The 13249-nt window shown below is 49.1% G+C and carries 11 protein-coding genes; 8 read left to right on the top strand and 3 right to left on the bottom strand.

Features of this window, described 5'->3' with window-relative positions; translation table 11 throughout:
* Window positions 1-36 precede the first annotated feature (36 nt).
* Window positions 37-1038 (top strand): Gfo/Idh/MocA family oxidoreductase, encoded by a 1002-nt coding sequence (locus OXH00_07950; GenBank protein ID MCY3740938.1) that lies wholly within the window; start codon window positions 37-39, stop codon window positions 1036-1038.
* A gap of 442 nt (window positions 1039-1480) precedes the next feature.
* Here OXH00_07950 and OXH00_07945 read toward each other — a convergent pair whose 3' ends face one another.
* A complete protein-coding gene (locus OXH00_07945) occupies window positions 1481-2146 on the bottom strand; it encodes a ThuA domain-containing protein (GenBank protein ID MCY3740937.1) in 666 nt (221 codons plus the stop codon).
* Window positions 2147-2472: 326 nt separating this feature from the next.
* Here OXH00_07945 and OXH00_07940 point away from each other — a divergent pair, with 326 nt between their 5' ends.
* Both OXH00_07940 and OXH00_07935 read left to right on the top strand, forming a co-directional pair.
* A complete protein-coding gene (locus OXH00_07940) occupies window positions 2473-3429 on the top strand; it encodes an Mrp/NBP35 family ATP-binding protein (protein MCY3740936.1) in 957 nt (318 codons plus the stop codon).
* Between the two features lie 178 nt (window positions 3430-3607).
* On the top strand, window positions 3608-4717 hold the full coding sequence (locus tag OXH00_07935) for an aminotransferase class V-fold PLP-dependent enzyme (GenBank protein MCY3740935.1): 1110 nt from the start codon (window positions 3608-3610) through the stop codon (window positions 4715-4717).
* Between the two features lie 70 nt (window positions 4718-4787).
* Here OXH00_07935 and OXH00_07930 read toward each other — a convergent pair whose 3' ends face one another.
* Together OXH00_07930 and OXH00_07925 are read right to left on the bottom strand one after the other, a co-directional pair.
* A complete protein-coding gene (locus OXH00_07930) occupies window positions 4788-5219 on the bottom strand; it encodes a hypothetical protein (GenBank protein MCY3740934.1) in 432 nt (143 codons plus the stop codon).
* Window positions 5220-5351: 132 nt separating this feature from the next.
* On the bottom strand, window positions 5352-6416 hold the full coding sequence (locus OXH00_07925) for a Gfo/Idh/MocA family oxidoreductase (protein MCY3740933.1): 1065 nt from the start codon (window positions 6414-6416) through the stop codon (window positions 5352-5354).
* Window positions 6417-6729: 313 nt separating this feature from the next.
* Here OXH00_07925 and OXH00_07920 point away from each other — a divergent pair, with 313 nt between their 5' ends.
* From OXH00_07920 to OXH00_07900, 5 genes are all read left to right on the top strand, one after another.
* Window positions 6730-8208: a peptidase S10 gene (locus OXH00_07920; protein MCY3740932.1), complete on the top strand. Its 1479-nt coding sequence runs from the start codon at window positions 6730-6732 to the stop codon at window positions 8206-8208.
* A gap of 158 nt (window positions 8209-8366) precedes the next feature.
* Window positions 8367-9413, top strand: coding sequence for a Gfo/Idh/MocA family oxidoreductase (locus OXH00_07915; GenBank protein ID MCY3740931.1), 1047 nt, complete (start codon window positions 8367-8369; stop codon window positions 9411-9413).
* 28 nt (window positions 9414-9441) lie between these two features.
* Window positions 9442-9933, top strand: a complete 492-nt coding sequence (locus tag OXH00_07910) for a GNAT family N-acetyltransferase (protein MCY3740930.1) — start codon at window positions 9442-9444, stop codon at window positions 9931-9933.
* Between the two features lie 2 nt (window positions 9934-9935).
* A complete protein-coding gene (locus OXH00_07905) occupies window positions 9936-10949 on the top strand; it encodes an aldo/keto reductase (protein MCY3740929.1) in 1014 nt (337 codons plus the stop codon).
* Window positions 10950-11114: 165 nt separating this feature from the next.
* Window positions 11115-13196, top strand: coding sequence for an efflux RND transporter periplasmic adaptor subunit (locus tag OXH00_07900; protein ID MCY3740928.1), 2082 nt, complete (start codon window positions 11115-11117; stop codon window positions 13194-13196).
* Window positions 13197-13249 lie beyond the last annotated feature (53 nt).

The following is a 13249-nucleotide window of genomic DNA, read 5'->3' as shown; positions in this document are numbered from 1 at the left end:
ACTACATTCCAAATTTCGGATTTTGGAGATAAAAATATGGCGAAAGTACGGATGGCACAATACGGAACAAAGCACGGACACGCACGCGGCAAGATGCAGGCGATGCTTGTCAATCCCGATGTGGAAGTCGCAGGTGTGTTTGAACCCGACACACAACAACGTGAAAAACTTCAGGCGAATGGCGGAACATTTGAGGGTGTCCACTGGTATGCAGCTGCTGAGGAGATGCTCAGCGATGATACCATCGTCGCAGTTGCTTCGGAGGGCAATAACGCCGAAAGTTTAGATCAGACCGAGCAGATTGTAAACGCTGGAAAACACGTCTGGTACGACAAACCCGCCGGTGAAAACTGGGAACAGTGGCAGCGCGTCATTAATACCGCCCAAGAAAAATCCCTACACGTCCAGATGGGCTATATGCTGCGGTATCATTCCGCCTTCAGGCAGGTTGCCGAATGGGTGCACACCGGTTTTTTAGGTGATGTTTTCTCCGTCCGCGCCCACATGTCAACCAACATCTCTCTTGAAGCACGCACCCGTATCAGCCAACACATCGGCGGTATCTTTTTTGATTTGGGTGGACACGTACTTGACCAGGTCCTCTGGCTCCTCGGACGACCAGAGAAAGTCACCTCTTTCCTTAGAAACGATGGCGACTCGGTTGAACCTTTCAAAGATAACACGCTCACTGTCTATGAATTTGAAAACGCCATGGCGTTTATCACAATCTCTGCTTTGGAACCGAGACCCGTTGCGCGCCGGTTTGAAGTCTACGGTAGCGAAGGGAGTGCTATTATCGTTGAACCCTTTGAGCCGGGGTTGAAGATTCGTCTCTGTTTAGAGAATGCAAGGGACGGTTACACACAAGGTGAACAAATCGTAGAGATAGACGGTGAGAGCCGTCAACGCACCTATGAACTTGAACTTGACGCGTTTTTAGCAACAATTGCGGGAGACCAACCACCCGATCGTCCGGTGGCACATGAGTTGTTAGTGCAAGAGACCCTTCTACGAGCCACAGGCGTTATACCCAGTTGACGGACACAAACAGGATGGATGCATAACGCAATTATTAACGGCGGGAAGAATGGAAGATACTCAGCGGAAACCTTGAAGACTTCAAAACCCTCTTGAGTCCCGTAGATGTTTTTGCTTGGGTGTTTTTGCGTATTGATGGGGTGTTTCTGCGGATTTCCGTTAGGTTGAACGGCATTGAGAAGTCAGATGTTGATATGCCAAAGACACCTGAAAGCTAATATGCCGCTATATCTATTCGTGAACGGAGTGAAACCCAACTTTACACTGTCAGAGTTTCGGAAACTTCACAGCAAAAGCTTTGGGTTTCACTCCGTTTCTGGTGGCTGTTGCGTATCAGGAGAAAGTCGTGCTTTTCTCTGATTTGGACAGCTTTGTTGGCATCCGTTTAACCCAACCTACGTGTTAAGGGTTGATGTCTAAAAATCTGATTGCTGACTGTTGACTAATCTTCCAGTCCACCTGCCCATTTGAGACATCCTATGATATGTTCATGAAACCATTTTTCGCTCCAAAGTGCGTCGGGGTGTCCCAATGCGGTGTACATCACGCGTCCCTTTCCGTATGTATGACACCAACCGAGGGCATAATCATTATCCTCGCGATTGCCGCGAGAAACATCAATAGAATCGTTATCCAAACGCATCAGCACCCGTGTTTTGTTGCGATCCCAATTTTTGAAGGTATAAATTTCGTCAACAACCTTAAAACTACTACCCAACATACGGGTTGCTGGATGGTCGGTATCCTCAACAATGACGTTCACTTCTTCGTGCCACGGATGTCCAGCGAAGTAGCCGCCGAGCATTTCACCGTATTCGGGCCAATCGTAGCACGTATCTGTCGCGTTATGGATACCAAAAAACGCTTTTCCATTGCGTACGAAACTCAATAACGCCTCTTTTTGCCTGTCATTAAACGGTAGATCGCCCGTCGTTGCGAACGCCACGATATCCTGTTGTTCAAGATTGTCAGCATTAATGCGGTCGCACCGGTGTGTTGTGGTAACGTTCCAACCGTTTGCTGCACCAATCTGCTTCAACGCAACTTCTGCATCCGGTAGGTAGCTATGTTCAAACCCAGCGGAATGTCGTAACATCAGAATATTCATAAAAACTCCTTCTGACCTATTTGTACTTTAAAGTCCATAATTGCCGGACGTTTTATCGGAATTGTGTTGACTTATGTTCTTCTTCAACGTATTATACAAAATTATCTAAAAAAATGTTAAACTATTTGCCAAAGTGCCGTAACATTTAATGACTGAAAACTGACAACCCATTCTATATAGGACTTACGCATTCCTTCTTAAAGTCCCCCTGATAAGGCGGATTTAGGGGGTTTAAAATAAGGAAATCACCGCTTTTTGCGTCTAAATGTCCGATATTTGCTCAATTTGCGTAAATCCTACTATAAACAACCTGTAGGAGCATAGATATGAGATTTCTTAAAAAAGGCGACGACAAAAAACCTAAATCGCAATCAGGATCCGAAACGAAGGGACATCCCGACCTGAAGGTGATCAGCGGTTCACAAATTTCTGGACGGCAACCGCAACAACAGCCACCACCGCAACAGCAACAACCCCAGCAACAAAATATCACACTCCCCAATATCAAGTATAAAATCGCGGTCGCCAGTGGAAAGGGCGGCGTTGGAAAATCTACCGTCGCGACCAATCTCGCGATCGCCTTAGCCAAGGCAGGCGGCACGGTCGGGCTGATGGACGCTGACGCTTACGGTCCCAGTATCCCAACGATGATGGGCATTCAAGAACAACCAAAGGTGAGTCCGGAGCGCAAGCTTGTCCCACTCGTTCGCCATAACATTAAACTCATGTCAATCGGGTTTATGGTGCCAGAGGAGCAGGCGATGATCTGGCGCGGACCGATGTTACACAGTTCTATACGCCAACTCCTTAGCGATGTAGAATGGGGTGAACTCGATTATCTCATCATTGACTTACCACCGGGTACCGGTGATGTGGCACTCTCTTTAACGCAAGCGATTCCGCTCACAGGCGCACTCATTGTCACAACGCCTCAAGATGTTGCACTTGCCGATGTCCGGCGTGGTGTTGCCATGTTTGAACGACTCAGTGTTCCCATTCTCGGCATCATTGAAAATATGAGTTATTTCCTCTGTCCGCACTGCAACGAAAAGACAGAAATCTTTAGGAAAGACGGCGGTAAAAATACAAGCGAGCGATTCGGTGTCGCGTTCTTAGGCCAGATCCCACTTGATGCTGAAGTCTGCACTGCAGGTGACATCGGCGTGCCGATTGTCGCCGGGCATCCAGAGTCTCCGCAATCCGAAGCCTTCGGCGCGGTCGCGCAAGAATTAGAAACAGTGTTAGAGGAGAGCGGCGATGAGGATGAATTGACGATCCTCTAATCCAAAAAGATAGAACACAGCTTGCGTAGCTTCTTTTGCTGACGAGATTTAAAACCAGGGTTCCCACCCGTTACTGGAAAGGGAGAGTTCCTACCGACGGCTGACAGCCGATGGCTGACTGCTAATAACTGACACCTGAAAACTGACAACTGATAACTATTCCCAAGGAGGCAATCTCATGGCGAATACAGGTTGGGGAAATGTCTACAAAAAACTCGGCGCACGCCCCGTCATTAATGCGACCGGTAATCAGACTGTCCGGGGCGGATCCACGCCGTCTCCAGCAGTCCGAGACGCGATGCGCCAAGCAGATGAAAGTTACGTCGAAATGGAAGAATTGCTCGAAAAATCTGGGCAATTCATAGCCGAGCGGTTAGGTGTTGAAGACGCATACATCACAGCCGGATGCTATACCGCACTCGTCTTGGCATCAGCGACTGTCATGACGGGTAGCGATCCTGATAAATGTGCGCAACTGCCAGATACCACTGGACTGAAAGACGAAATCGTTTTTCAGAAGATGCAACACTACTCCTACGATCGCGCATTTACAATTCCGGGCAGTAAACTCATTAACGTAGGCGACGAAAACGGTTGCACTGCTGACGAACTCAACGATGCCATCGGTGAAAACACCGCCGCACTCGCATATCTCATCCAACCCAATCAAGGTAAAGCCGTTCCATTGAAAAAGGCGGTTGAGATCGCGCATTCGCATAACCTTCCTTTGATTGCCGATGCAGCATCTCAAATCTATCCGCTTGACTACTTCAGACGCAATGCCCAATCTGCAGACCTTGTCTGTTTCGGTGGCAAGTATTTCAACGCACCGCATTCGACAGGGTTCGTCTGTGGCAGAAAGGAACTAATTGAGACTGTACGGAGGCACGGTTTCATCGGCCCCCGTCCCGTCGGACGCGGGATGAAAGTTGATAGACAGGAGGTTATCGGATTGGTAACCGCTATTGACATCTGGCTATCGACGGATCACAATAAACGGTTAAAGGAACAGGATGCAAGGTACGCTGCACTCGCACAAGGGCTTGAGAACCTTGAGGGTGTATCCTGCGAAGTGCGTTATCAAGAAAATAGTCATACCCTTTCCAATCTGCATGTTACCTGTAGTGGCAAGGATGCAGCGGAGATCTCACGTGGATTGGATGCTGGCACCCCCCGTATCAAAGTGAACACACACGGGAAAGACACGCTTGTGATTAACGCCTATACCCTCAATGCTGGCGAAGAATATATCATCGCAAACGCGTTACAACATCTGTTGCGTCGATAGTGTGTTTATTTAGGCGAGACTTACAAAAACTCTCTTGCAGGCGAGGTTCGCGAGCCTCGCCTCACAATATCTACCGGGTCACAAAGTCTGACCACGGCTTTATGTTGAGCATTCCTAACAGGCAGAAGACAGCCGTTCCGCCAGCTGCCCCTTTTATGGCAGCAACCAATTGAAGTCTACGGATTCGCGCTTTGTAGGCATCTGTGTAGAAGCTGACGTATTCTGCTGATTTACCGAGAAGTCGCTCGGCGGGAGGGACGGGCTGGTAGACATAAGCCCCACCCATAGCAATGGAGCCGAGCAAGAAACTCCCGGCTGTCCCTAAAATACCACCAGCGGCAAGCCACAACGTCGTGTTCACATCGTCTTCAGCATCGTATTCCGCATCCGTTTTTGCATCAAGAGCTACCGAACTCTGCTGTGCTAAGCACTGTAACGGCATGTGCAGACTCAATATCAACATTAAAACAACCAAAGCGTGGAATAGCAGACTTCTTTTCATCTCAACTCCTCTCTGAAAATGCTGGTTCAACTTAAACATTTCCAGTTTGTAGTAGGGCAATTTATTGCCCGTCTCCTTCCACAATTAACGGGCGATCAATCACCCTATTACAAACGCATAAACCTGAAAAAGTCAAATGTCCTCTGGTGGCGAAATCTCAATAGCGCGGCGTTCCGTCGTAGCCTTACGTGCTGCTTCAATAATCGCAAGGTTATGATACGCCATCTCTGGGCTCACAGGTACCGATCCGCCAGCAGCAAGTGCATTAAAGGTCTCCATAAAGTAGCGGGCATGGCCACTTGCATCCGTGCGTTCTGCTTCATCGAATTCAGGCAGTTCCAACTGCTGCCAGCCTTCGGCTCTCGTGAAACGACGGAGCGCGTCTGCTACGTTGTGGCGATGATTGACGCGCAGAGAGCCATTTTCAGCGTGCATCTCGCACCAACCCGAATCCGTACCCGGCACGCACCACGCGCCTGAAACAGTCGTGATCCCCCCATTTTCATGTTCACACAGCAGCATCGCGATGTCATCAACATCAATGTCAAGCTGCATCGTTTGCACCCGTGCCTCAACATAGCGTACCGGGGATTGCATCAGCGTACAGACGGAATAGATTTCGTGGTAACTCGTGTCAATGATACAACCACCACCTTTCGCTTTACTGGCGCGCCACGCGAACGCTGGTGTCGGATGATCCGCCGAAAAATCTGTAGGCTTCAATCCCATTCCAGCACTGCGTCCGAAATGTGGTTTACCTAACGCGTCGAGTTCTGTCATCGCCACGCGCATCCCCGCGGTGAAGATATAGTTATGCACCACTGTGTAAGGCACAGCGTTCTGGCGTACTGCTGCCAGAATTTCGTCTGCTTCTTCTAAGTTTGTCGCCATCGGCTTTTCCGAGATGATCGCCACGCCTGCACTTGCGGCTTCGATGACTTGCTCGGCGTGAAGTGAGTGCGGTGTAGCAATCGTCACGACATCAAGTGCTGCCTGTGCCAGCATCTCGCGATAGTCTGTGTATCGGTTTTCTGTAGGAACGTCAAACATGTCCCCAATCTTTTCCAGATTTTCGGGAACAACATCTGCGAGGGCAGTGACCTGAACGGTATCTGTGAGGGCGCGGTAGGCACGGGCATGCGTAATTTGCACAATCCCACCGCAGCCGATGAGTCCTAAGCGAATCGGTTTCTGCATTGTGTATCTCCTTTGTATAAAGTTTAGCACATTTCTGTATTATGTCAAATTCTTTGCGTCGTATGAAACGATTAGCGGACCCTTTCTTGTGGGAGCGACCTCCAGAGTTCCACTTTCCCAGGCCCGGTAGGTGAGGTTTTGCGGTGTACTCACCCCGGGGAATGCCCATAAGGCATTCATACCGTTGATTCATGCGACCTGCATTCAGACAAAAAATTGTCACACCTGTTTCCGCAAAGTATGCTATAATGCGTTTAATTTAATAAGGCACTATGCAGCGTCTTGCCAATGAAAAAATAGTGAGGAATTCAATATGAGCCAAGAAGAAAAGAAAGAATCTGAAGAAACCAAGGACGAAGAGAAAAACGCCGATATACCTGAGGATAAACTCTCAGTTACACACCACAGCGTTACAATCAACGGTGAGGAGATGCGTTACACAGCGACAACAGGCACGCTTATCCTCAAAGAAGAAATCGACAAGGAGGGTGAGAAGCCGAAAGCCGCTGTTTTCTTTGTGGCCTATACGCGCGATGATGTAGAAGATGCTTCCAACCGTCCTATAACTTTCTCATTCAACGGTGGTCCCGGATCTTCGTCGGTATGGCTACATTTGGGAGTCCTCGGACCGAGATGCGTCAAACCCGATGAAGATGGCGAATTACCACAACCACCTTATCAGCTTACCAATAACGAATGTTCTATCTTAGACAAAACCGATCTCGTTTTCATCGATCCTGTCAGCACTGGGTTCAGCAGAGCCGTCCCGGGGGAAGAGGCGAAGCAGTTCCACGGGTTCAAAAGAGATATTGAATCCGTCGGCGATTTTATCCTTCTCTATTTGGGACGCTATCAACGCTGGGGATCCCCGAAGTTCCTCATCGGTGAAAGTTATGGAACAACGCGGGCCGGTGGTCTCGCAGGTTACCTTCAGGAACGACACGGTACTTACCTTAACGGCATCATGCTCGTTTCGGTCGTCCTCAACTTCCAGACAATTCGGTTCGCACCCGGCAACGATCTCCCCTACATCCTCTTTCTCCCGACTTATGCAGCGACAGCGTTTTATCATAACAAGTTGGATGAAACCCATACGCAATTAGAAACTTTCATTGACGAGGTCAGAGAATTTGCCGTAGGTGATTATACCGTAGCACTCATGAAGGGCAGTAACGTCCCTTCTGAACAACGTGCCGACATTGTTAAAAAACTCGCAAGTTATACCGGACTTACACCGGAGTACATCGAGCGGACTGACTTGCGAATTAACATCAGTCGATTTTGCAAGGAATTGCTCCGCGATGAAGCACAGACAGTCGGTCGCTTTGATAGTCGATACAAGGGAATTGACCGCGATTCAGCAGGCGAGTATTACGAATATGACCCAAGTTCCGCGGTCGTCCAAGGGGCATATACCGCGACTCTCAACGATTATGTGCGTGGCGAACTCGAATTCGAGTCGGACCTCCCTTATGAGATCCTGAGCAGACGTGTGCATCCTTGGGACTACAGCGGCCATCAGAACGAATACGTCAACGTCGCTGATACCTTGCGAAAGGCGATGACTGTTAATCCTGCCTTGAAAGTGTTTGTCGCGAACGGGTATTACGACTTAGCAACACCCTTTTTAGCATCAGAATATACCTTCAGCCACCTCGGACTCGATGCATCCTTGCAGGATAATATCACGATGGCTTACTATCAGGCTGGGCACATGATGTATATTGACCAAACGGAATTACAAAAAATGAAAAGGGATTTGGATGCCTATCTTGATGACGTACTTCCGTAATGCCTGTGTCTTGACCACAAGGTAAATTAAACTATAGTTTGGACAGTTTTTTGTAGCATAGGCTGTTAGCCTGTGGCACATTCCCAGTTGCCATTATTTTTCGGAAGGAATGTCAAATCCGCAACCCCTGTGTCTTAACCGCAAGGTAAATTAAAAACATGAGCTATCAACGCGAATTTGAAGAGCGGTTGAATGTGGCAGTCGTTGGTGTCGGTTCACACGGCTATCGGAATATCTTACCGACGCTAACATTTCTCCCTATTCGATTGAAGGCGTTTTGCGACCTTGACCTTGACCGCGCCCACATTACTGCTGAACAATACGGTGTTAAAGCGTGTTATCCAAGTATGGCGGAGATGTTTCGGAACGAGCAATTGGATGCCATCTTTCTCTGCGCACCGCCACGCCTGCACCCCGAATTGACCTGCGAAGCACTCGACGCAGGGATGCATGTCTGGTTGGAAAAACCGCCCGGAATGTTTGCTGATGAAGTTCGGGAAATGATTCGCCAGCGCAAGGATCACGTTGTCGTTGTCGGATTCAAAAAAGCGTTCATGCCTGCGACACAGAAGATTATTGAAATCTTCGCAACGGAAGAATACGGTCCCTTGAGAAGCCTCTTAGCGGTTTATCCGATGACAATTCCGAGCGAAGGGAAACGTGTACTGCGCGAGAAAGAGCATACGAATTGGCTCCAAAACGGTTGCCACCCGTTATCGTTGATGGTGGCAGTCGGTGGAAAGGTTTCCGCTGTAACCGTCCGTCGAGGACAGCGTGGTGGTGGCGCGTGTATCTTGGAATACGAGAGCGGCGCACTCGGAAACTTCCATCTCGCGGATGGTGCAAGGCACGGGCAACCTTCTGAACTCTATCAATTCTTTGGTGACGGATGCCATGCCGAAATTCGGAACAATAACCGGGTACTCCTGCAGCGCGGCATGCCTTTCAATTATAGCGGTAGTACCAGTTATGTCCCCGAAGGTTTTGAGAGTGGTGCCGTCGTCTGGGAACCGCAATACAGTCTCGGCACGCTCGAAAACAAAGGGCTTTTCGTCCAAGGTTTCTACCAAGAGATGCGATATTTCTGCGATTGCATTCTCGAAGGCAAACCGGCGGAGCAAGGGTCGCTTGAGTTCGCCCTTGAAGTTATGAAGGTCTATGAAGCAGGACTCCGTTCAGAAGGTGAAACCATTGCTGTTCTGTAGAAACTAAAGTCGTTAAAAAGGAAATTAAATGGCAAAAGTATCCCTCAGACCCATTACGCCCGAGAATCTTGATGAATGTATTTCCCTAAAGGTAGCTAATCATCAAAAGGGATTCGTCGCCCCCAATATATACTCCCTTGCCCAGGCATCTGTCAGTCCAACATATCATCCTTGCGGCATCTATGACGCAGATGCCCATTACCAAGCGAATCCATCTATGGTAGGATTTGTAATGTATGGCCTTAGCAATGCCCGCGGCTTCATCTTACGCTTGATGATAGACGAAAAGTTTCAAAGGAGAGGATATGGCAGAGCCGCTATGGTTGAAGTGGTACGCAGATTGAAATTACATCCAGAAGTCGAGCGGATTGCAACGAGCCATGATAGGAAAAATGAGGCTGCCGCGCGACTTTATGAAAGTTTGGGATTCATTGATTGGAAACATGAATCAAGGACGGACGATTCCGGTGAAAGGTATCTGATTCTTCAAGAAGATAATGCCAACTGGACGGAGGAATAAGCGTGGAATATAGACGATTGGGAAAAAGTGGACTCAAAGTATCAGAAATCTGTTTAGGCACCATGACCTTTGGGCACGGGGCTGACGAGGCAGAGTCAAACAGAATGGTAGACCTCGCTTTGGATGCCGGTGTCAACTTCTTTGATACCGCAAATTCTTATGCCGATGGCGAATCCGAAGTCCTCCTCGGTAAAGCACTCAAGGGGCGGCGACGCGATGCCGTTATCGCAACCAAGTTTTTCAACCCGATGGGCACCGGTCCCAATGATTCTGGGATGTCCCGCGCACATATCATGCAGGCGATCGACGATAGCCTCAAACGCCTCCAGATGGATTACGTAGACATCTACTATATTCACCACGTTGATACACAGACACCGTTAGAGGAGATGCTTCGCGCATTGGATGATCTCATCCAACAAGGCAAAGTCCGTTACACCGCGTGTAGCAACTACCAAGCGTGGCGGTTATCCGAAGCGTTATGGCTCAGCGATGTCCACAAGTGGGCACGGTTTGCCTGCTATCAACCGCAATATAGTCTCGTTGTGCGGGATATAGAGCAAGAAATCGTGCCGCTCTGTGAACTTAAAGGGTTAGGCATAGTCGTATGGAGTCCGTTAGCAGGGGGATTTCTTTCTGGAAAATACAAGCCAGGCGAACGTACACAAGGTGGCACTCGGTCAGAGGAAGGATGGGCATATCCACAACGCTATTTCGCTGACAACGCCGATGAGACATTGCAAACACTTTTTGACATTTCTGAAGAACTTGGACATAGCCCCGCACAAGTCGCACTGCGGTGGGTCCTGGAACAACCGGCAATGACTTCAGTGATCGTTGGTGCAAGGCATACTGCGCATCTGCGCGATAATCTCGGAGCAGCTGGATGGCGATTGGAGGGGGACGCACTCCAAAAACTCAACGAAGTCTCACATCTGCCCGACCGCTATCCTGAAGCGATGGAAAAAAATATGCACGAGCGACGCGATAGTGCCGTTAATATACCAAGTTTGTAGAAACAAAAACAACGAACTTTTTCTTTTTCAGATTTGACTAAATAGAAAAGTCTTCAGTTTGCCTCGCAGTGAGAGTTATCAGTTTTCAGTTAAGAGATAGATTTTACAATAACTCTCTTTACAATAACTCTCTTAATGGGCACCTATATCAGGAGGGAGTCATCCATGATGGGAAAGTGGAAAGTTATTACAATTGCTGTAGCAGTTGTGCTCGTTGTAGCAGTCGCGGTCGTTGTCGGGCGCATCGTGTTCGCAACCAAAGATGAAGCCGGCAGCAGCGATGCACACGCGATAAAGACAGCAACCGTTGAACGTGGCAACATTGCAGTCACGATTGACGCAACGGGCACGATTAAGCCGTTGAATATTGTTGAAGTCAGTTCCAAAGCGAGCGGAAAGATTCTGGAACTCAAGGTTGACGCAGGTGATTATGTTCAAAAGGACGACATCATTGCTGTGATTGAGACTACCTACGTCCAGATCAGTTTGGAACAGGCGCAAGCCGATTTACAATCTGCTAAAGCGCGTTTGGAACAGGCGGAAATTGACATCCAGCTCCAGAGAGAGCAGTCCGACATTCAGATCCGGCAGTCACAGGAATCTCTCGCTGAGGCACAGCAACGGCTCATCCAACTCAAGGAAGATATCCGTCTTGAGAAAATAGCCAACCAACGCGGGGTCATGGATGCTGAAAACAGCCTCAAAATCGCTAACATTCGGTATACATTGCTCACCTCCGATGAAGTCCGGGAAGAAAATAAACAGCGCGCACAAGCCTCCCTGGAACAGGACAAGGCAAACTTGGATCTGGTAACCGCAGAGCATGAACGCAATAAGAAGCTTTATGAGAAAGAACTCATCTCGCAGGCTGCCTTAGAGTCTTCACAGGCACAGCTTAAATCGGCGGAGGCGCGGCATCGGTCATCTGCCGAAAACCTGAAATTGGTAAAGAAACCGGCGACTGAGGCAGAACTTGAATTGGGGAAGGCAGATATCAAAAAGGCGGAATTCAACCGCGACCTTGCCAAGGAGCGCGTTGAGGCTGAAGCCTCGCGAGATATGGATATTAAACTTCAGGAACAACGCATCGTACAGGCTGAAGAGTCATTGAAACTCGCACAAGCGAATCGGAAACAAATTACCCGAAAGGAACGCGATATTGAGACCGCACGTTTGGCCGTCAAACGCAATCAAACGCAGCTCGAACTTCGCCAAATTGAGTACGATGATACAGTCATCAAGGCACCCATCTCTGGAACAATCCTTGAGAAAAAGGTTGAAGAAGGACAATTGATTACTTCGCGCCTCTCTTCACTCGCCTCAACTGAAGGGCAGGCAATCGTCACCATGGCAGACCTTGATACCGTCTACGTCGTGACTGAGGTCGATGAAACTGACATCGGCAAAATCCAAATCGGACAACCCGTGACGATTAACGTTGAAGCCTACCCCGATATGCCGTTTCAGGGTGAAGTCTTGAAGATTGCGCCCCAAGGGCAAGTCATTCAGAACGTAACAACATTTGAAGTGACCTCTGAATTGAAAAATGTAGCAGCTACTGGATCACGTCAAGGGATGATGCAAGGGGCAGAAGGTCGGCGAGGCGGCGGTGCCCGACCAGATTTCGCAAATATGACCGATGAACAACGCGAACGTTTCCGCGCAATGCGCCAACAACGCCAAGCAGAAGGAGGTCAGGCTGATGGAGCCCCATCAAGACCGACACCCCAAGAACCACTTCCACAACAACCCGCACAGCAATCAGAAGCATCTGACGTAGCGGAGGCAAAAGAAGAGGCTGATGACGATGATTGGGGTGGACTTTTCGGCGGATTCTTTGAGGAAGCACCAACAGAAGAACCATCGACCCAGGCGCAACCTACAGCGACTGAAGACACAAAGATGCCGTTTCTCAAACCCGGTATGAACGCCAGCGTCCAGATCTCGGCTGTTAACAAAACTGGTATCCTTACTTTGCCAACTGAAGCAGTCCTTGATATGCGAGGCAGGAAAATGGTGAGGATCGTCGATGCAGACGGACAACCCGGACGACCACAGCCCGTTGTAACGGGTGTTAACAGTTATGAGAAGATTGAGGTTATCTCAGGACTCGCCGAAGGTGATGTCGTCGCTATCGGCGGCTTTGAACGCGGCAGCGGTGCTGAAGATTGGCGGCGACGCATGATGCAGAACCCAGCATCTACAATGCGACGTATGGGGGGCGGTGGCGGACCCCGCGGACGATAGACACTATCATTTACGTGTAGGTACACCCAGCTATGATGAACGGAACTGGGCGT

Source organism: Candidatus Poribacteria bacterium (assembly GCA_026706025.1).
GTDB lineage: Bacteria > Poribacteria > WGA-4E > WGA-4E > WGA-3G > WGA-3G.
The sequence above is the reverse complement of the archived record's forward strand: the minus strand, read 5'-3'. Positions and strand labels throughout refer to the sequence as shown.